This window comes from Actinoalloteichus caeruleus, from assembly GCF_049311605.1.
GTDB classification, from domain to species: Bacteria; Actinomycetota; Actinomycetes; order Mycobacteriales; family Pseudonocardiaceae; genus Actinoalloteichus_B; species Actinoalloteichus_B caeruleus.
The window spans coordinates 148,211-166,083 of record NZ_CP186005.1; the positions used below are offsets into that span (position 1 = coordinate 148,211).

The window sequence follows — 17,873 nt, forward strand, 5'->3', positions numbered from 1 at the left end:
GGAGAGGGAGTTCGAGATGACCACGAGTGCTCGTCGACCGGTGTGGGATCCGTTCAGCGCGCTGGTGCGCGGTGTCGACAGGGATATCGACCGCAGGTTCGACGCGATGGTCGACCGGGCCTTCGGGGCCCGGCGCGCGGCCGGGTTCGTCCCGGCGGCGGACGTGGTGCGCAGCGGTGAGGACGTGCTGATCACGCTGGAGCTGCCCGGGGTGGACATCACCAACGACGTCGCCGTCGAGGTGTCCCAGGGCCGGCTGGTGATCAGCGGCCAGCGGCGTGAGGAGGAACGGGCCGACAGCGACGCGGTCCTCGCCAGGGAGATCAGGGGCGGCGGCTTCCGCCGCGAGTTCGCCCTGCCCCGGCACGTGACCGCCGAGCAGGTGAGCGCCGACTACGACCAGGGGCTGCTGCGGGTCCTCGTGCGGCAGGTCACGCCCCGCGAGGCGGTGGCCACCCGGGTGCCCGTCCGGCAGGCGGCGGTGGGGACGACCGTCGAGCCCGCCGAGCCCGAGGGCGAGCGGCCCACCTCGGAGTGAGCGATCAGGTGACCCCGGCCCTGCGCGCGGGCCGGGGTCACTGGTCGGGGTCAACGGATGTCGGCCAACACCTCGTCCCATGCCGCCGCGATCTGCCGAGCGCAGGTCTCGGGAGCGACGCCACCCACCCCCGTGCCCAGACCGGGCATCGCGACGCTGCGCACGGCGTGCCGGACCGGCATGCCGCTCTCCAGCAGTCCCTCCGCCCAGAGCCGGAGCACGGCTCGCGCGGCGAGGTAGGGGTGCACGGTGTCCTGGGGAAGGAGCTCCCCGGGTTCCCGCATGGTCGGCGCGCTGATCAGCCAGCCGGGCCGGGCCGCCCCGGTGGGCACCGCGAGCGATTCACCCACCGGCAGCTCCCCACCGTGGTAGGCGAGTACGGCACTGCGGACGTGCTCCTCGACCTGGGGGAAAGCCCGGGCGTAGAGCGCGTCGATGCCGCCGCGCATCCAGCCGTACGAGTTGGCCGGGCTGACCACCGCGTCGACGGGAAGTTCCAGGATGGAGCCCTGGTGCACGCTCATTCCCGGTCTTGCCTCGGAGATCTCGTGCCACGCCTTCGCCATGCGGTCGTCCAGCGCGCAGAGCACCAGCTGGAGCTGTTGGCCTCCTCGGAGTGTGGAACGCACCGAAACGTCGGTCACGCCCCAAGCATTTCAGGAGCCCGACCGCCGACGTAACCAGGGCGTCCGTTGCCAACCAGTGATCTTCATCCACCAGGGTGGAAGGGCTGTCCTCCAGGCGGGAGATCGTCGCCGTCCGTTCGTCCCCACCCCTCGACGGCCACCCCCGGCAGGCCCGTAGGGTGGCGAACATGCCGCGTGTCGTCTATCTCGGTCCCGAGGGAACGTTCAGCGAGCAGGCGGCACGGGCGCTGGGGCGCGCCGAGGTGCTTCCCGGGGGCAGCGCGCTCGCGCCCTCGGCCACCATCGACGAGGCGGTGCGGGCGGTCTCCGGGACCTCGGACGCCGAGCCCACCGCCGAGCTGGCCGTCGTGCCCGTCGAGAACAGCGTCGAGGGCTCCGTCGTCGCGACCCTGGACGCGCTCAGTTCCGGTGCGCCCACCGTGGCCGTGGCCGAGACCGTGCTCCCGGTCCGCTTCAGCGTGCTGACCCGCCCCGGAACCACCCTGGACCGGGTGCGCACCGTCGCGACGCACCCCCACGCCGCCGCCCAGGTGCGGAACTGGTTGGCCGAGAACGTCCCCCGGGCCGCCGTGCTGCCCAGCACCTCGACCGCTGCCGCCGCCAGGTCGGTCCGGGACGGGGAGGTGGACGCGTCGGTCAGCACACCGGTGGCCGCCGAGCACTACGGCCTCGCGGCCGTGGCCGAGGACGTCGCCGACGTCCGGCACGCGGAGACGCGCTTCCTGCTGCTCAGCCGGCCCGTCGCGCCGCCGCCGCCCACCGGGTGGGACCGCACCTCCATCGCGGTCGTCCTGCCCAACCACCCCGGGTCCCTCGCGGGTGCCCTCCACGAGCTGGCCCTCCGCGACATCAGCCTGAGTCGGATCGAGTCGCGGCCGACCAGGAACCGCCTCGGCGAGTACCGCTTCTTCCTGGACCTCGACGGTCACGTCGGCGAGTCGAGGATGGCGGACGGTCTCGCCGCCCTCCGGCGCCGCTGCGTCACCGTCCGGTTCCTCGGTTCGTTCGCGAAGGCGGACGCGATACCGAGGGTCCACGGCCCCGACGAGGGCCGGCACACGTCCGACGAAGTGTTCGCAGAGGCCAGCGCGTGGGTGCGCGCGGTCAGGGAGGGGAGAGAGGTATGAGCGCGTTCCGGCTGGTCCTGGCGAGGCACGGCGAGACCGAGTCCAACGTGGGCGGCGTGCTCGACAGCCGACCGCCGGGCCCGCCCCTCACCGACCTGGGCCGCCTCCAGGCGGAGGCGCTGGCCGAGGAGCTGGCCGAGGAACCGGTCGTCGCCGTCTACGCCAGCGTGGCGACCCGGGCGCGGCAGACGGCGGCGCCCCTGGCCGCCCGGCACGGCCACACCGTCGAGGTCCTGGAGGGCGTCCACGAGGTGCAGTGCGGCGAGTTGGAGGGCCGCTCCGACGTCGACGCGCTCAGGACGTTCCACGAGATCTTCGGCTCCTGGCACACGGGACTGGTGAGCAGTCGCCTCCCCGGCGGGGAGTCCGGCCAGGACGTGCTCGACCGCTTCCTCCCGGTGCTCGAGGAGCTGCGCGACCGGCACCCCGAGGGCACGGTGGTCCTCGTCAGCCACGGAGCCGCGCTGCGCCTGGTGGGGGGCTGGATCGCCGAGAACGTGACGGGCCGGGCGGCCGACGAGGTCCTGCTGCCCAACACCGGCCGCGTCGTGCTGGAGGCGGACACCTCGCTCGCCTCCGGGTGGCGCTGCGTGTTCTGGACCGGGCACGACGACATCGGCGACGACCAACCGGCCGGCGCGGGCGCGGCCGGCGACTGACCAGCGGGCCCGGGGCTCCGGCTCAGGCCCAGCCGAGCTCGTGCAGGGTCTCGTCGTCGATGCCGAAGTGGTGGGCGATCTCGTGGACGACCGTGATGGCCACCTCGTCCACCACCTCCTCCTCGCTCCCGCACATCTCCAACAGTGGGCTCCGGTAGACGAAGATGCGGTCCGGCAGCATCCCCGTGTAGGTGGAGTCGCGTTCGGTGAGCGCGACCCCCTCGTACAGCCCGAGCAGCCCGGGGTCCTCCTCGTTGTGGTCCTCCACCAGGACGACCACGTTGTTCATGGCGGCGGCGAACCGCTCGGGCACGAGGTCGAGCGCCTCGGAGACCAGCTCGTCGAAGCGGGCCCGGGACATCTCTACCGGCATCAGTTTCCTTCGCTGTCCGGTTCACCCGACCGATCGGGGGCGTCGGACGGGGGAACCGCGTCCGACGGCTCGCCCGAGGGCTCGGCCGGCGTGGACGGTTCCTCGGTCGGCACCGGCACGCCCGGCCGCACCGTCTCCGACGGAGGCGGTGCCGGCTGGTCGCCCACGGTGATGTCGCCGGTCACGCTACCCGTGATCGGGGCGTAGCCGCTGCCGTCCGGGAGCAGCTGCGCGACGAAGCATTTGACCTTCCTGGTGCCCGCTTCCCAGCTCTCGGGCGCCAGCGTGCTCCACGAGGGGACCACCCCCTTGTCGACGACCGGCATCCCCGCGTACTCCGTCGAGGCCTCCCGGCATGCCGGCGCGAGGTACTCGTCCTGCGCGTCGGTCCCCGGGTAGGCGTCCGGGAACTGGTCGGAGAGGTCGATGACGGAGACGATCTCCTGGGCGTGGGGCTCGGCGCAGTCGACCGGATCGGCCAGGTTCGCGCCGTTGATCCCCAGGCAGACGCCGGGCTCGTGGACGTCGGCCTGCTCCAGCTCGGCCACCCGTCCCGTGATCGGGTAGAGCCCGCCGGAGATCGTGGTCAGCTGGAGCGCGCAGTGCATGGTCCGGTCCCCGTCGTCCCAGGTGTCCCGGTCCGGGGTGAAGGCGTTGACGCTGAACCGGCCGTACGGGTCGAGCTGGCCGCTGAGGTAGTCCCTGGACAGCGGGACGCACTGCTGGTCCTTGAGCTCCAGCCACTGCTCGGGCGTGGGGAAGGGGGCGTCCTCGTCGGCGTAGGGGAAGTTCGGCTCCGGCGGTCCCGGCGGCTCGACGCCGTCGGAGGGTTCGGTGCCCGCACCCGGTGCCGCCGCCGGACCAGCGGGGGGAGCGTCCTCCCCGCCCTCCGGGACGACCTCGCCGTTGTCGTCGACCTGGATCTGCGCGAGGTCGACCTTCCCCGTGACCTCGAAGAGGTGGGGTTCGCCGCAGGTCACGGTCCGGATGTCCGAGGCGTCGTCCTCGGTCCAGAACAGGCACTCACCCGGGTTGGCCTCGAAGACCAGCTGGTACGGCTGTGGTTCCTGCTCGGTCTCCTCGCCACCGCGTTCGGCGCCGGGACTGGGGCGGTCACCACCGGGCCCACCGACGGGCAGGATCGCCAGCGCGGTCGCGATGAGCACCGCGGTCGCGCCGAGCACCGCGCCGATCATGATCACGCGCGTGTTGCGGCGGCGGGGGGTCTGCCGTTGCTCGCTCTGCTCGCTCATCTCGGGCATCTCATCCATCATGCCTGCTCAGGAGGTGCACACTGATCGTGCTCCACCTCAACCTACCTGGCCAAATTCGTCCATTCGGGTGAAAATAAGGTCCAACGGTGGGAATTTTGCGTCCCAGTTACCAAGGAAGCACGGTGCCGTGGGGGTAGCCAATGACGAATCACGACCGAGACCACGACCCGAAGCAGCCTCCCGAGAGTAATGAGGGCGGGTCCGACCGGCATGTCGAAGGCGGCGGAACCACTCCACCGCCTGGCCAGCGGGGCAGCGGGCCGATGTCGTCCCGTCCCACGCCACCACGGCGGGGCCAGATCCGGCAGCAGGAGTTCGGGGTGACCAAGCCCCGCGAACCCACCCTCGCCGAGAAGCGGGCCCGGATGGCAGCGGAGCGGCGTCGCCGCGAGGAGGAGGAGCGCGCCGCGGCCGCCGCCGAGGCCAGGGCGAGGACCCGCAAGCGCGTCCTCATCGGCGGCGGCGTCACCGTCGGCGTCGTGGCGCTCGTCGCCGTGATGTACGCGGCCGCCCAGCCCAACGAGGAGGTCACCGCCTACTGCGTCGACTCCGAGGACAACGTCGTCGAGGACGAGAGCTACTGCGACCCGCAGCAGGCGACCTCCAACGGTGGCTACGTCGGGACGGGCGGTCTGATCTGGATCGCGGGGAACAGCTACCACTACAACTACGGAGGGACCCCCAACCCGGGGGGCACGGTGTCCGGGGGGACTACTGTGCGTCCCAACAACGCGGAGATCAGGACCCAGTCCGGGACGACCATCCAACGGGGCGGTTTCGGCACCGGACGGGGCAGCGGGGGGAGCTGACCAGGTGCACCGGGAGATGTCGGAGCCAAGGCCGGACTGGCGGCAGCGGGTCGAGTCGCAGGGGCTGGTCTTCGGAACCCCCTCGCGCGGCCGGGACGGGGAACCACGTCCCTACTGGGACGAGTCGGTGCACTACGTGTTCCAGCTCGACGAGGTGCTGTCGGTGGAGGCTGACGTCGAGCTGCTCCACTCGATGTGCCTCGAAGCGGTCGAGAACGCCGTCGCGGCCGACCGCTTCCGGGACTTCGGCATCTCCGAGCAGGTCTGGCCCTACGTGGTCGAGTCGTGGAAACGGCACGATCCGTACCTCTACGGGCGCTTCGACCTGCGTTACGACGGGACCGGGCCGGCCAAGCTGCTCGAGTACAACGCGGACACCCCGACCTCGCTGCTGGAGGCCGCGGTCGTGCAGTGGCACTGGCTCACCGACACCCACGAGGGGTCGGACCAGTGGAACTCGATCCACGAGAAGCTGGTGGCCCGGTGGGAGCACATCGCCGGTTCGCTGCCCTCCGACGAGATCCACTTCACCTGGTCCGGGGGCGACAGCACCGGTGAGGACCACATCACCGCCGCCTACCTCCAGGAGACCGCCGCCGAGGCCGGCCTGAACACCGTCGGCCTCCCCATCGAGGAGATCGGCTGGGACCCCCTGCTGGAGCGGTTCGTCGACCTGGAGGAAGCCCCCATGTCGACGGTCTGCAAGCTGTACCCGTGGGAATGGGTGGTCGACGACGTCTTCGGCGAGCACGTCCTGCCGTCGCAGCCCCAGACCCTCTGGGTCGAACCGCTGTGGAAGATGCTGCTGTCGAACAAGGCGCTGCTCGCCGTCCTCTGGGAGATGTACCCCGGCCACCCCAACCTGCTGCCGGCCTACCTGGACGACCCGGGCATGCTCACGGAGTACGTCCGCAAGCCCCGCCTGGGACGGGAGGGCGCCAACATCAAGATCGTCGCTCCCGGGATGGAGCAGGAGACGGGCGGCGTGTACGGGGACGAGGGCTTCGTCTACCAGATGCTCGACCCGCTTCCCGAGTTCGACGGCATGCGCCCGGTGCTGGGCGCCTGGGTGGTCGGTGACGAGTCGGCGGGGCTGGGGATCCGGGAGTCCGCCGGGCTGGTCACCGACGACGGAGCCGCCTTCGTGCCACACCGGATTCCCGGCTGAGACGCGAACGAGTTCCCAAAGCGTTGCATAACGGTCAAAGATCTGGACCCGCCGGTCGCCTGGTGGTCCATCTCGGGTAAGACTTGGTCCGCCGACAGGCCGCAGTGGCCAGTCAGACCGGAGGAGGTTCCACGCCGTGGCCAGCCCACTCGCCACCCAGACCCAGCTCGCCCTGAACGCGGACTACTTCTCGATGCTCGGCCAGGGTGTGGGCGCGATCGCCCTCTACGCGGTCGTGGGGCTGTTGCTGATGCTGGTCGCCTTCTTCGCGATCGACCTCACCACACCCGGCCGGCTGAACGAGTTGGTGCGGGCCGGCAAGCCCAACGCCGTGGTCATCACGTCGTCCGGGTTGTTCAGCATGGCCCTGATCGTGGTCGTCGCGATCTACAACGCCTCCGGTGTCCTGGTGGAGGGCCTGATCGCCGCCGTGGTCTTCGGTCTCGTCGGCATCATCGCCCAGGTCGTCGCCGTGCGGGTGCTCGAGTGGGTGGCGCGGGTCCAGATCGGTCAGCTCATCCACGACGACGAGCTGACCGCCGGGAGCTTCGTGGTGGCCGCCGCGCACCTCGCGCTCGGCCTCGTCGTCGCCGTCTCCATCATCTGACGTCTCCGCCGCCGACCAGCGAGGGAAACCGTCCGATCGGCTGTCGGCGCCCACCGGCCGGCCGCCGGTCCCGCACCCCGGCCGGCCGTTCCCCGCTGTCACGCCGTCACGTCCTCCGCGACCTCGCGGTCGAGGGTGACCCGAACCAGGGCGGCGGCCAGCCGGGCGTAGTCCTCGGGGTCGTCCACCTGTGACGCGAGCCGCTCGGGGTCGGTGGGCAGGCCCACGCGCCTGGCACCGTCGAGTGCCTTCCGGTCGAAGTAGGGGCGCAGCCCCGGCCACACCAGCTGCGCTTCCCGGCAGAAGATGTCCGCCCCGGTCGGCCCGATCCTGCGGAACTCGGTGAGCAGCTCCCGCAGCCGGTCGCGGTCCAGGACCCTCGTGCCGTTCTCGGTGCGGGTCGCCTCGTCCCGCATCCGGCGCAGATCGCCGCCGTACCGGTCGCGCACCAGCTCCGCGCCCTCCCGCAGCGAGGTCGCGGTGCTCTCGTCGTACCGGCGGTAGTGGGCCCTCCCCAGCGCGTCCACCAGCTCCTGCCAGTCCGCCGCCGCCACCTTCGCCGGAGTTCCGTAACCGCTCCTGACGAGTTCGCGGGACGTCGCCATCGCCAGGTGCGACTGGACCGGCGCCGAGGCCAGCATGGACAGCACCAGCAGCCGGTACAGCGGCGCCGGCTTGTCCGCGAGCGAGACACCTCCCTCGTCCGAGTAAGTCCGCCCCGCGCGGTCCAGCAGGACACGAACCTTCCCCTTGGCCATCTCCGACGTCCTCCCCTCCGGCTCCCCACCCAGTCGGCCCGGGCGCCACGGCCGCGCCGGCGGCCACCACGAGCACAGCGGAACGCTGCCCATCGGGGTACCCGCGCCTCCCGGGCCCGACACCGCGCGCTGACCTGGCCCCCGTCGGCACCCCGACCTCCGGTCGCGACCCGGGCCCGGTTTCGGCCGGCGGGCCGCGTCGGGTCCGCTGACGTAACCTGCGGGGTATGGCGGTTGATGTCTCGGACCAGGCGCTCGCCGGGCTCGGCCGGCGGGTGCGGAGGCTCCGCACCCGCCGAGGACTGAGCCAGCAGCAGCTGGCGACGGTCAGCGGCCTGAGCGAGCCGCACCTGTCCCGGTTGGAGAGCGGGGACCGGCTGCCCTCCCTGAACGTGCTGGTGCGGCTGGCGGCGGGGCTGGACGTGTCGGTGGCGGAGTTGTTCACCGACCAGCCGCCGGGGCCCGCCGCGGTGGTGTTGCGCGGTGAGGACGTGCCCAGCGTCAACAGCGGGGGCCTGTCCGCCCAGGTGTTGACCCCTCGGGCGGTGGTGCCCGGTCTGTACGCGGCCCGGTACCGGCTCGAACCCGTGCGGCGTGACACCGACCTGGCCACCCATGATGGCCACGACTGGGTGTACGTGCTGGAGGGTCGGTTGCGGATCGAGTTCGGTACCGAGACGGTGCTGCTGGGTTCGGGTGACAGTGCGAGTTTCAGTTCGCGGGTTCCGCACCGGTTGGGGGCGGAGGGTGGGGTGCCGGTCGACTTCCTGGCGATCGGCTGCACCCGGTGACGCTGGTTCCCGGGATCCGGGCGCTGGTGCGCGGTCTCGGTGTGGTCAGGGGGGTCCGAGGACGTCGGTGACGGCGCAGGCCGTGTTGTCGGGTGCGCCGGCCTGCCGGACCAGTTCACCGAGGCGGTTCACGGTCTGGGTTGGGGTGCCGGCGGCCAGGAGCGCTCCGCGGAGCCGGGGTTCCGGGATGACGGCGTGCAGGCCGTCGGTGCACAGCAGGTACCGGTCGCCGGGTCGTGCCTCCCTGAGGTGGAAGTCCGGGTCGCCCGTTCCTGGGAGGGTCAGGGCCCGGAGCAGCGCCGCCCGGCGCGGGTGGGCGGCCGCCTCCTCAGCGGTCAGCCGACCCTCGTCCACCAGGGACTGGACGAAGGTGTGGTCGTGGGTCAGCTGCGAGAACTCACCATCCCGAAGCAGGTAGGCGCGGGAGTCGCCGATGTGGGCCAGGGCGAACCTGGAACCGGACCACAGCATGGCGGTCACCGTGGTACCCGCCTCCGCCAGCTCGGGCGCGGAGGAACCGAACTCCCGAACCGCCTCGGCGGCGTTGGACACCGCGTCCCCCAACACGACGGCGACGTCCCCGTGCCCCTCGGCCCGGTCCAACACCCGCAGCGCCTCGACGGCCGCCGCGCTCGCGGTCCGATCCGACCCCGGCGCGCCGAACCCGTCCGCGACCACCTGGAGCCGACGCCCCGCGAACACCACGTCCTGGTTGTTGGGCCGCACCGGTCCGCCGTCCACATGAGTGGCCGAGTCGAGCAGCCAACCCCGTGCCTCCGTGGGCATTCCGTTGTCCTTCCTCGTCAGACGACGGACGAGGTGGGTGGCCAGCTGACGCCGGGCCGCGGTGTCCGCCTCCACCTGGCGCCAGTAGGAGGCCACCTCCGTGGCGGCGGCGGCGGGCGGCAGGTCCGCCACGACCCGGATCCGGGCCAGTGGCATGCCCAACCCCCGCAGCGACGCGACGAGCCTGGCGCGGTCCAACTGGTCCCGGTCGTAGGACCGGTACCCCGACCACGAGGCGACCCGGGCGGGCCGCAGCAGACCCAGCTCGTCGTACAACCGCAGCGCCTTCGGCGTCAGACCGGAGGCTCGCGCGAACTCCCCGATGCTCAGGCCGGCCATGTCCCCTCCTCGTCCCGGGCTCCTCGCCCGTGTCCACGACACTGGGCTCTGACCCAGGGGGAGGGTCAAGCGGCGCGGGTGCGCCCGGCCGGGGCCAACCCACCGCACCGCCACCAGCCGACCGGTTCGCACGAGTTCGACCTGTCGTGCGGTCCGTCGTCTGGCGGTGCCGTCGCCGGTCCGTCCGGAGGTGGAGCGCCCTGGCGTCCCGATCGGCCGCCGAAGGGGTTCCCGCCCGTGGGCCGCCGGGGGGGCGCGGTACCGGTCGCCACCCGTGGGGCCGGGCGCCCGGCCGGCGGGTGATCTCAGGGGCGCAGGGCGGGCAACACCTCGGCGGCGACCGCCTCCAACACGCTCTCGTGCCCCGCGTACGGCCCGTCGGACCTCGGCCAGTGCACGACCACGTCGGTGAATCCCAGCTCCCGGGCCCTACCCAGGGCATCCCGGAAGTACTCCACGCTCGTCAGCCCGTACTCGCCGCCGGAGTCCAGGCTCAGGTACCGGTCCACGCTCGCGCTGCCCCTGTTCTCCGAGGCGAGCACCTCGTCCATGACCGAGGACAGCTCCACCACCGAGCTCCACCACTCCCGTTCGTCCTCGGTCTGCCGACCGGTGGTCACCCAGCCGTCGCCGTGGCGAGCGACCAGCCGCATGGACCGCCTGCCGTTCGCGGCCAGGACGAAGGGAGCCCGGGGGCGCTGCACGCAGCCGGGGGCGCTCCTGGCGTCGACGGCCTCGTAGTAGTCGCCCCGCCAGGTGGTGCGGTCGTTGGTCAGGACGGTGTCGAGGAGCTCGACGAACTCGCCGTACCGGTCCACCCGTGCCCGAGGTGGTAGTTCCCGCCCCCCGAGCACCTCCACGTCGTAGCCGGCACCTCCGGCGCCGATCCCGACCAGCAGCCGGCCGTCGGAGACGTCGTCCAGCGCGGCGACGTCCCTCGCGAACGGGATCGGGTGCCGGAAGTTGGGGGAGGCGACGTAGGTGCCCAACCGGATTCGGCTCGTCACGAGAGCGGCGGCGGTCAGGGTGGGCACGGCGGAGAACCAGGGCCCGTCGACCAGGGACCGCCAGCCGAGGTGGTCGTAGGTCCAGGCGTGGTCGAAGCCGTACTCCTCGGCCGCTCGCCACTTGGGTTCGGCGGCCCACCAACGGTGTTCGGGGAGGATCACGATGCCAACTCGCACGCGGGTTGACCTTACGTGTCCGGGTCCCGGACGGGAAACCACCTCACGATTCTCGTGGAGCCCCGCCACGGGTGGTTTCGGCCGGTTCGGGCGCTTTCGACTGTCGATGTTCGGGCATCTGGGGCAGGTTCGCAGCAGGGAGCCAACAGGAAGGGGTGACCGCATGAACCGTCGTCTCCGAGGCCCGCTCGCCGCCGCCCTGCTCGGCTCGGTGCTCGCCGTCGTCGTCGACGCCGGGCTCCCGACGAGCCCGCGGAGCGCCGCGGCGGCGGTGACCGTGGCGGCCGACCAGGCGGAACCGCCGGCGGACCGACACGACTGGAGGTCGAGGTCGGGTCTCGGGGGTTCCTCCCCGGCGGCCGGTGGGGACGATGGCGGGAACCGACCCCACGAGGGAACCGGGGACCTGGCGGACGCGCGGGGGGTGCGGTTCGACCCCGACCTCGCCGGCCCCGGCGCGGAACCGGAGGCGGACACCACCCCCTACTCGGTGATCGGCGAGGACGACCGGCGGCGGGTGACCAGGACCACCGCGTACCCGGCGCGCGCGGTCGTCTACCTCACCCACAGCACCAGCTGGTGCACCGGCTACCTCTACGCCGCGGACATGGTCGCTACCGCCGGGCACTGCGTGCACGGTGGGCCGGGCGCCGACTGGAAGACGAACTTCCGCGTCTACCCGGGGCGGAACGGGACGCACGCCCCCTACGGCTACTGCGAGGTCCTCGACGCGTTCGCGACGGTGGGCTGGACCAGGGACGGCAGCATCGACCACGACTACGCGGCCCTCCAGCTGGACTGCACCGTCGGTGCCACCACCGGGTGGTTCGGTCACCAGGCGCCCGGCCCCGTCGCGGTGGGCGCCACCACGGTCACCCAGGGGTACCCACAGGACCGGGAGCCCTCGGCCTCCCAGTGGCAGAGCGTCGACGAGGTGCGCCGGGTGACCGACCACCGCGTCTACCACCACAACGACACCTTCGGCGGTCAGAGCGGTGCCCCGATCTACCTGCCAGCGAGTTCCTGCCACCCGTGCGTGGTGGCCGTGCACGCCTATGGCTGGGGCGTGGAGAACAGCGGCACCAGGATCACCGACGAGGTGTTGGGCAACCTGACCCGGTGGCGGCGGACGTGACGGCGGCCACCGCCACCGCCGTGCGTGACAGGACGAGGTGCCGGGTAGGCCATCCGGATGGTCAGCTCCGCTCGCCGCTCACCAGCGGTGATGGTGGCGCCGGAATAATTCCACGGACTGCTCTGTTCCAGTGGTGAACGGTTGCACCGGCTAACAAACAGGATGGGGAGAACGATCAGACCAACGGAGATGCGACCGACGACCACCGAGGAAGGGACAGGCGTATGGCCCGACGACTGACCACGACGCTCGCTGCTTTCGGTTTGGCCATCATGGCCGCGTTCGGATTCCTGGCGATCAACCACTCGAACCCGGCCCCGACCATAGATATTCACCTCGTCGTCGCGGCCGACTAATGTTACCGCCACCTGAGGCGAGCCGACCGCGGGGGTGGACCGACGGTACGCGAGTCATTCCCGTCCACGCCGACCAGCGTGAACAGGGGACACCCGCCCCCGGCCGATCCCCGCGTCGGCATACCGGGCACGGGCCGGGCGCTCGTGCCCCCGAGTGAGGACGGCCACGTGGAGAAGCCCGGCCTGGTCGCTTCCGACGTGGACGGCACCCTGCTGGACCCGCTCGAACAACTCCGCCCACGCACCGCCTCGGCGGTCTCCAGGGTGCTCGACGCCGCCATCCCGATGGTCCTCGCCACCGGCCGCTCACCTCGCTGGGTGTACCCGGTGGCGCGGGCGCTGCGCGTCGGCGGGCTCGCCGTCTGCGTGAACGGCGCGGTGATCCTGGACGTCGAGCGTCGGGCCGTGCTGAGCACCCACGCGATCGACCCCGTGCTGCTGCGCGACGTCGCCGACGTCGTGCTCGACGCCCTGCCCGGTTGCGCCCTGGCCGTCGAGCAGTGCGTGGACGCCGACCCGCCCACCCAGCCGCCCGAGGACGACACCCGCGGCGCCCCGGTGGCGTTGGTCGGGCCCGGCTACCTGAGTCCCTGGGGCGTCCACCAACGAAGCCCGGTCCCCCTCGCCGAACTGCTCGGGCGCCCCGCCGTCCGGCTGATCGTCCGCCACCGGGGGGTGTCCAGCCGCGAGATGGCGAGAACGGTCGGGCCGCTCGTCTCGGACGCCGTCGAGATCACCTACTCCACGGACGACGGCCTCATCGACGTGATGCGCGCGGGGGTGAACAAGGCGTCGGGGCTGTCCGAGGTGGCCGACCTGCACGGCGTTGACCGGGCTGACGTGGTCGCCTTCGGCGACATGCCGAACGACATCCCGATGCTGCGCTGGGCTGGGCACGGTGTCGCGATGGAGAACGCGCACCCGGAGGTGCTGGCCGTCGCGGACGAGACCACGACCTCCAACGCCGAGGACGGCGTGGCGCGAATCCTGGAGCGCTGGTTCTGACCGAACTCCGTCCCGCCCCTCGGGCACCGCGCTGACGGGTGGGCGCCGCCAGCCGTCCCGAACACCCGCGGCGGCCGTTCCTCCCGGTGTGCCGCCGCCACCCCGTCCGGAGCCGCACGGGCGCGCACCAGTCCTCCGCTGGCGCGCCCAACGGGTCATCCGGCCGGTGGGAGGAGCCCGGGGCGGGAGGCGCCGGCGCGCGGACGGCCGCGACACCGGTTCCCGTGCCGCCGACCTCGCCACCGCGCGTCGGCCCGTAGCCCACACGCGGCATTCCCCGTCGCGCCCGGCCAGTCAGGGGTGCGTCTGACCTGCGACGACGTCGACGACCTGTGATGTCCTCCCGCAGGCGCTCCGCGGTCAGCCGGGCAATCATGTGGTTCGACCGACGCAGGGAGGACCCGTGTGCCGACGACACCGACCACGCCGGGACGTCCGGTGAGCCCGCCGTCATGGACGTGACGGAGGCCGCCGCCCGGCGGGACCGCACGCCGGAGGAACCAGCCCCCGCCGCCCAGGCGGGTCCGACGGTGCCGAGGTGGCCGAGCGAACGGGTGCTGGCCCCGGCGGTGATGCTGGTGCTGACCGGGATCGCGGCGGGACTGCCCCTGGTCGGGAACCGCATCTTCTACTACTGGGACGACACCGCGGCGGCGGCCGTGGGGATCTGGCACCGAGTGGCCGAGGCGGTCCTCGCCGGCAGGTTACCGCTACTGGAGCTCGACATGTGGCGTGGCGGGAACCTGGTGGGCGAGGCGGCCACCGGCATGTGGAACCCCCTGGTGCTGGCCGCGAACCTCGCCACCCACCAACTCACCAACCTGGCGTTGGCGATCTCGCTGGTCAAGGCCGGGTTCATGGTGCTCATGGCCTTCGGGACGTACCTGGTGGCCCGGGACCACGGGGCCAGGCCGTGGGCCGCCGCGCTGGTGGGCCTCGCCTTCCCCCTCGCCGGCTACAACCTGTTCATGGACGGCACCGCGTGGATCAACGCGCAGATGACCACCGCGCTCGTCCCCTACGTGTGGTGGACGGCGCGGCGGGCCGTCCACCGGGGCGGTTCCCTGTTCTGGGTCGTGCTCGCCGGCTACCTGTGCTCCTCCATCGGTAGCCCGTACGGCCTGCTGGCCACCGCCCTGGTGGTCCTCGCCGTGATGGTCGAGGGGTGGTGCTCCGGGCAGCGGTGGCGGGTGGCCGGTGTGGCGGCGGCGGGCGTGGCGACGGCGCTGGTGACGGCCTTCGTGTTCATCCCGCTGGTGGGCACCTCGGTGGTCGGGTACCGCCAGGACAGCCCCACCTTCAACGACGGCTTCCTGGTGCCCACGCTCACCGACCTGTTCGGCCTGAGCAACCCCGCGTTCCAACCCTTCGTGACGACCTTCGGCCTGCCGGTGATGGAGTTTCCCGGCCTCTACCTCGGGTGGTTCCTGCTGCCCACCCTGCCGTGGCTGCGGTGGGGGGTGCTCCGGGACCGCTGGCGGCCCCTGGTGGGACTGGCCGTCTTCGGGGGCGCGTCGCTGGTGCTGATGCTCGGTCCGTCCAACCTCTGGATGTTCCGCTGGCCGGCCAGGCTGATCCCCTTCTTCCTGCTCGCGGTCGCGCTGACCTGGGCCGTCGTCGCCAGTGGCGGTTTCCACCGCACTCGACCGGTGGCACGGTCCGCCCTCTCGGTCTCGCTGGTCGCGTTCGCCGGCTACCTCGGCTGGGCGTCGGTCCCGGACACGCTGCCCCGGCAGCTCCTCGGCGCGGCGGCGGTCCTCCTCCTGCTGGTCCCCCTGCTGGCCGGGTGGGCCAGCAGGGCCGGCGGGTTCGTCCTCCTGGCGACCGGCACCGTGGGCGTGCTCGCCCTCCAGTTGACCTGGTTCCCGTCCAACGCCAACACCGCCGGTTACCAGTTCCCCCTGCACGCCGACGAGCTGCGCGACCGGTTCGCGGACCGCTACCAGGGCATGACCGTCCAGTTCGCCGACCTCGCCAGGGCGGACCCGGCCACGGTCGAACCGCACGGCATCTACCAGGACGTCCTCTTCGGGTCGCTGTACACCATCCCGGAGGTGGAGACGCTCACCGCCTACAGCGGGATCGGGTTCTCCGCGCTGGACGGGGCGCAGTGCCTGAACTTCTACGGCAGCGTCACCTGCCCGGAGGCGTGGGAACGTTTCTGGCGGCGGCCCCTGGGAGGACCGGCTCCGCTGGTGGACCTGCTCCGCGCGGAGACGGTCGTCGCCCAACACGCCCTCGTCGACGTGCGGGAGGAGCCGGCCCCGCCAGGCTGGGAACGCCAGGAGGTCACCGACTTCGTCACCGTGTGGCGGCGGACGGAGCCGCTGCCCCACCCTGACGGGCGGGTGTCGCACGTGCCGGCCGGTGTCGAGGTGACACGGGACGAGGTGGTCGGCCGGAGCGGGGAACTCGTCGACTTCACCCGCGACGACCCCAGCGCCCCCACCCGCCTCACCTTCGCCAGGCTGGCGTGGCCCGGGTACTCGGCCAGCGTCGACGGCGCCCCCGTTCCCACGAGGACCGGGCCGGACGGCCTCCTCCAGGTCGAGCTGCCGGCCGGGATGGACGGCGGATCCCTGGAGCTGCGCTGGAACGCCCCCGGGCTCGGGCTCGGCATGGGCCTGCTGGCCGCCGGCCTGGTGTTGACCGCCGGCCTCGTGCTGGTGACGACGACGCACCGCCGACGGCGGCGCCGGTCGGGCGACTCCGAGGTGTCCCCCGTGGAGCCGACGAGGACGACCGAGCCGACCTCAGCGGCCCCGGAACACGAACGGAAGGAGGACCACCACGACAGCGGACACCCGTGACCGAGCGGAGGGACGGTGGATCCGATGCGAGAACGGTTCCCCACGGGGGAGACGGCGCGCGTGACCGGCCGGCGACTGGTCTCGCTGGTGGTGCCGGCCTGCGACGAGGCGGCCAACGCGCCAGGGCTCGTCGCGTTCTACCGCCAGGTCAGGAACTCCTTCCCCGACCTGGACTTCGAACTGGTGGTCGTCGACGACGGCTCAGAGGACGGCACCGCCCAGGCGGTGTTCGACCAGCTCGGGCCGGGTGACATCGCCAGGGTCGCGGTCCTGTCCCGCAACTTCGGTTCCCACGCCGCCGTGACCGCTGGCTTCCAGCTGTGCCGGGGCGATGCGGCGATCACGCTCAGCGCGGACCTCCAGGAACCTCTCAGCGCCGTCGCCGACTTCCTGGCGGGGTGGAGATCGGGCCACGACATCGTGTGGGGCGTGCGGCGGGTCCGTTCGGTCCGGCGTGGACCGTCGAACCTGTCCGCCCTGGTGTTCTCCTGGCTGCTCCGCCGACTGGGGCAGATCCCCAACATCCCTGAGGAGGGGCCTTCCCAGGTCCTGGTGTCCCGCGCCGTGTTGGACGTGCTGGCGCGCATGCCCGAGCGCAACCGCAACATCATGGGCCTGGTCGCCTGGGTGGGTTTCGCGCAGGCCACCATCACCTTCGACCAGCGTCCTCGGCCCGCGGGCACCAGCAAGTGGACCACCAGCCGGAAGATCAAACTCGCCCTGGACTCCTTCGTCGCCTTCTCCTACGCGCCCATGCGGGCGGCGATGGTGGTGGGAGCGGTGCTGGGAGCGGTGGGCGTACTGCTCGGGGCGTCCGTCGTCCTCACCGCGCCACTCACCGAGCTCCCCGTGGGGTGGCCACTGGTGATCGCGGTGATGTGCGTGATCGGTGGCGGGCAGCTCGCGTTCCTCGGTCTGCTCGGCGAGTACCTGTGGCGTGCCGGCGACGACGGTCGCGGTCGTCCGGTGTTCGTGGTCGACGAGGTGCGGGACGTGGGAGAGCCACCGGGCCAACCGCCCACAGCGTCCCTGAAGGACTCCCGCGCGCTCCCGGGCGAACCGGCAGCCGGGCCCGGTGGCGACGTGGAGGAGGACCCGGCGGGACGGCCTCGGCGGAACTCGCGCCGTGCCCGCCCGCGTCCCGACCCCGATCCTCCGGAGCCAGCGGGTAGCTGGTGAACGCTCCTCCACGCCCACGAGGCCCTGGAGCGACCGGGCGCGGCGACGAGCTCGGAGCGGCACCTCGGGACGGGGGACCGGAGCCGACCCGGGGACCGGGGTGATCGATCGCGCCGCGCCGCGCGCCGCTCGGCGGCACCGGCCCCGACTGAGGACGCCGCCCTCCCCGACCCGCATGCCATCCCCAACCCGCACGCCATCCCCGAACCGCGCTCCCCGACCCGGCGGGTCACCCCGCCGTCCACTCGTGCACGCCCGCCGCGCGGGAGCATCTCTCCCGCGCGTCCCACCAGGAGCCGGCGGCCACCGGAGGCAGGCCGGCGCGGGG

18 protein-coding genes are annotated in these 17,873 nt (G+C 72.4%); 12 read left to right on the forward strand and 6 right to left on the reverse strand.

Annotated features, from left to right (window positions below; all coding sequences use genetic code 11):
* Positions 1-16 precede the first annotated feature (16 nt).
* Entirely contained in the window at positions 17-538 is a 522-nt protein-coding gene (locus ACOJVX_RS00660) for an Hsp20 family protein (protein WP_035273913.1), read from the forward strand.
* Positions 539-588: 50 nt separating this feature from the next.
* Here ACOJVX_RS00660 and ACOJVX_RS00665 read toward each other — a convergent pair whose 3' ends face one another.
* Positions 589-1,182: a macro domain-containing protein gene (locus tag ACOJVX_RS00665; protein ID WP_245588701.1), complete on the reverse strand. Its 594-nt coding sequence runs from the start codon at positions 1,180-1,182 to the stop codon at positions 589-591.
* A 170-nt stretch (positions 1,183-1,352) separates the two neighbouring features.
* Here ACOJVX_RS00665 and pheA point away from each other — a divergent pair, with 170 nt between their 5' ends.
* Together pheA and ACOJVX_RS00675 are read left to right on the forward strand one after the other, a co-directional pair.
* Positions 1,353-2,312 (forward strand): prephenate dehydratase, encoded by a 960-nt coding sequence (gene pheA / locus ACOJVX_RS00670; RefSeq protein WP_026417741.1) that lies wholly within the window; start codon positions 1,353-1,355, stop codon positions 2,310-2,312.
* On the forward strand, positions 2,309-2,971 hold the full coding sequence (locus ACOJVX_RS00675; RefSeq protein ID WP_026417740.1) for a histidine phosphatase family protein: 663 nt from the start codon (positions 2,309-2,311) through the stop codon (positions 2,969-2,971). Before pheA ends, ACOJVX_RS00675 begins: the two co-directional genes overlap by 4 nt.
* Before the next feature lie 22 nt (positions 2,972-2,993).
* On the opposite strand, the gene ACOJVX_RS00680 is transcribed toward ACOJVX_RS00675, so the two are convergent.
* Both ACOJVX_RS00680 and ACOJVX_RS00685 read right to left on the reverse strand, forming a co-directional pair.
* Positions 2,994-3,344 (reverse strand): metallopeptidase family protein, encoded by a 351-nt coding sequence (locus tag ACOJVX_RS00680; RefSeq protein WP_026065694.1) that lies wholly within the window; start codon positions 3,342-3,344, stop codon positions 2,994-2,996.
* Positions 3,344-4,606 carry a septum formation family protein gene (locus tag ACOJVX_RS00685; protein WP_418155177.1) on the reverse strand — a complete coding sequence of 421 codons (1,263 nt, stop codon included), beginning with the start codon at positions 4,604-4,606 and terminating at the stop codon, positions 3,344-3,346. The genes ACOJVX_RS00680 and ACOJVX_RS00685 overlap by 1 nt, the downstream gene beginning before the upstream one ends.
* Before the next feature lie 332 nt (positions 4,607-4,938).
* Between ACOJVX_RS00685 and ACOJVX_RS00690 the strand changes: the two genes are divergently transcribed.
* The 3 genes from ACOJVX_RS00690 to ACOJVX_RS00700 all read left to right on the forward strand — a co-directional run bounded on the left by ACOJVX_RS00690 (position 4,939) and on the right by ACOJVX_RS00700 (position 7,202).
* Positions 4,939-5,427 carry a hypothetical protein gene (locus tag ACOJVX_RS00690; RefSeq protein WP_081715259.1) on the forward strand — a complete coding sequence of 163 codons (489 nt, stop codon included), beginning with the start codon at positions 4,939-4,941 and terminating at the stop codon, positions 5,425-5,427.
* A gap of 16 nt (positions 5,428-5,443) precedes the next feature.
* Positions 5,444-6,595: a glutathionylspermidine synthase family protein gene (locus tag ACOJVX_RS00695; protein WP_272500042.1), complete on the forward strand. Its 1,152-nt coding sequence runs from the start codon at positions 5,444-5,446 to the stop codon at positions 6,593-6,595.
* Between the two features lie 193 nt (positions 6,596-6,788).
* The gene (locus ACOJVX_RS00700) at positions 6,789-7,202 is read left to right on the forward strand and encodes a DUF350 domain-containing protein (RefSeq protein WP_035273910.1); all 414 of its coding nucleotides are present in this window, start codon (positions 6,789-6,791) and stop codon (positions 7,200-7,202) included.
* 98 nt (positions 7,203-7,300) lie between these two features.
* Here ACOJVX_RS00700 and ACOJVX_RS00705 read toward each other — a convergent pair whose 3' ends face one another.
* Positions 7,301-7,960 carry an endonuclease gene (locus ACOJVX_RS00705; RefSeq protein ID WP_026417736.1) on the reverse strand — a complete coding sequence of 220 codons (660 nt, stop codon included), beginning with the start codon at positions 7,958-7,960 and terminating at the stop codon, positions 7,301-7,303.
* A gap of 227 nt (positions 7,961-8,187) precedes the next feature.
* On the opposite strand from ACOJVX_RS00705, the gene ACOJVX_RS00710 reads away from it, so the two are divergent.
* Positions 8,188-8,751, forward strand: coding sequence for a helix-turn-helix domain-containing protein (locus ACOJVX_RS00710; RefSeq protein ID WP_026417735.1), 564 nt, complete (start codon positions 8,188-8,190; stop codon positions 8,749-8,751).
* 45 nt (positions 8,752-8,796) lie between these two features.
* Here the strand turns inward: ACOJVX_RS00710 and ACOJVX_RS00715 are convergent, their stop codons facing one another.
* Both ACOJVX_RS00715 and ACOJVX_RS00720 read right to left on the reverse strand, forming a co-directional pair.
* Entirely contained in the window at positions 8,797-9,876 is a 1,080-nt protein-coding gene (locus ACOJVX_RS00715; RefSeq protein ID WP_026417734.1) for a MerR family transcriptional regulator, read from the reverse strand.
* 305 nt (positions 9,877-10,181) lie between these two features.
* Entirely contained in the window at positions 10,182-11,060 is an 879-nt protein-coding gene (locus tag ACOJVX_RS00720; RefSeq protein WP_026417733.1) for an LLM class flavin-dependent oxidoreductase, read from the reverse strand.
* 163 nt (positions 11,061-11,223) lie between these two features.
* On the opposite strand from ACOJVX_RS00720, the gene ACOJVX_RS00725 reads away from it, so the two are divergent.
* The 5 genes from ACOJVX_RS00725 (at position 11,224) to ACOJVX_RS00745 (ending at position 17,545) form a co-directional block, all read left to right on the forward strand.
* Entirely contained in the window at positions 11,224-12,195 is a 972-nt protein-coding gene (locus ACOJVX_RS00725) for a trypsin-like serine peptidase (protein WP_051313519.1), read from the forward strand.
* A gap of 224 nt (positions 12,196-12,419) precedes the next feature.
* On the forward strand, positions 12,420-12,551 hold the full coding sequence (locus ACOJVX_RS00730; protein WP_418155172.1) for a hypothetical protein: 132 nt from the start codon (positions 12,420-12,422) through the stop codon (positions 12,549-12,551).
* Positions 12,552-12,629: 78 nt separating this feature from the next.
* On the forward strand, positions 12,630-13,556 hold the full coding sequence (locus ACOJVX_RS00735) for an HAD family hydrolase (RefSeq protein ID WP_335337408.1): 927 nt from the start codon (positions 12,630-12,632) through the stop codon (positions 13,554-13,556).
* Between the two features lie 374 nt (positions 13,557-13,930).
* Positions 13,931-16,366 carry a hypothetical protein gene (locus tag ACOJVX_RS00740; RefSeq protein WP_422647164.1) on the forward strand — a complete coding sequence of 812 codons (2,436 nt, stop codon included), beginning with the start codon at positions 13,931-13,933 and terminating at the stop codon, positions 16,364-16,366.
* A 24-nt stretch (positions 16,367-16,390) separates the two neighbouring features.
* Positions 16,391-17,545 (forward strand): glycosyltransferase family 2 protein, encoded by a 1,155-nt coding sequence (locus tag ACOJVX_RS00745; protein ID WP_422647165.1) that lies wholly within the window; start codon positions 16,391-16,393, stop codon positions 17,543-17,545.
* Positions 17,546-17,873 lie beyond the last annotated feature (328 nt).

Bases quoted from the DNA above. Each gene is read 5' to 3' on its own strand.
- ACOJVX_RS00660 (WP_035273913.1), top strand. From the start codon at position 17: ATGACCACGAGTGCTCGTCGACCGGTGTGGGATCCGTTCAGCGCGCTG.
- pheA (WP_026417741.1), top strand. From the start codon at position 1,353: ATGCCGCGTGTCGTCTATCTCGGTCCCGAGGGAACGTTCAGCGAGCAG.
- ACOJVX_RS00675 (WP_026417740.1), top strand. From the start codon at position 2,309: ATGAGCGCGTTCCGGCTGGTCCTGGCGAGGCACGGCGAGACCGAGTCC.
- ACOJVX_RS00680 (WP_026065694.1), bottom strand. From the start codon at position 3,344: ATGCCGGTAGAGATGTCCCGGGCCCGCTTCGACGAGCTGGTCTCCGAG.
- ACOJVX_RS00685 (WP_418155177.1), bottom strand. From the start codon at position 4,606: ATGCCCGAGATGAGCGAGCAGAGCGAGCAACGGCAGACCCCCCGCCGC.
- ACOJVX_RS00695 (WP_272500042.1), top strand. From the start codon at position 5,444: ATGTCGGAGCCAAGGCCGGACTGGCGGCAGCGGGTCGAGTCGCAGGGG.
- ACOJVX_RS00700 (WP_035273910.1), top strand. From the start codon at position 6,789: ATGCTCGGCCAGGGTGTGGGCGCGATCGCCCTCTACGCGGTCGTGGGG.
- ACOJVX_RS00705 (WP_026417736.1), bottom strand. From the start codon at position 7,960: ATGGCCAAGGGGAAGGTTCGTGTCCTGCTGGACCGCGCGGGGCGGACT.
- ACOJVX_RS00710 (WP_026417735.1), top strand. From the start codon at position 8,188: ATGGCGGTTGATGTCTCGGACCAGGCGCTCGCCGGGCTCGGCCGGCGG.
- ACOJVX_RS00715 (WP_026417734.1), bottom strand. From the start codon at position 9,876: ATGGCCGGCCTGAGCATCGGGGAGTTCGCGCGAGCCTCCGGTCTGACG.
- ACOJVX_RS00725 (WP_051313519.1), top strand. From the start codon at position 11,224: ATGAACCGTCGTCTCCGAGGCCCGCTCGCCGCCGCCCTGCTCGGCTCG.
- ACOJVX_RS00730 (WP_418155172.1), top strand. From the start codon at position 12,420: ATGGCCCGACGACTGACCACGACGCTCGCTGCTTTCGGTTTGGCCATC.
- ACOJVX_RS00740 (WP_422647164.1), top strand. From the start codon at position 13,931: ATGTGGTTCGACCGACGCAGGGAGGACCCGTGTGCCGACGACACCGAC.
- ACOJVX_RS00745 (WP_422647165.1), top strand. From the start codon at position 16,391: ATGCGAGAACGGTTCCCCACGGGGGAGACGGCGCGCGTGACCGGCCGG.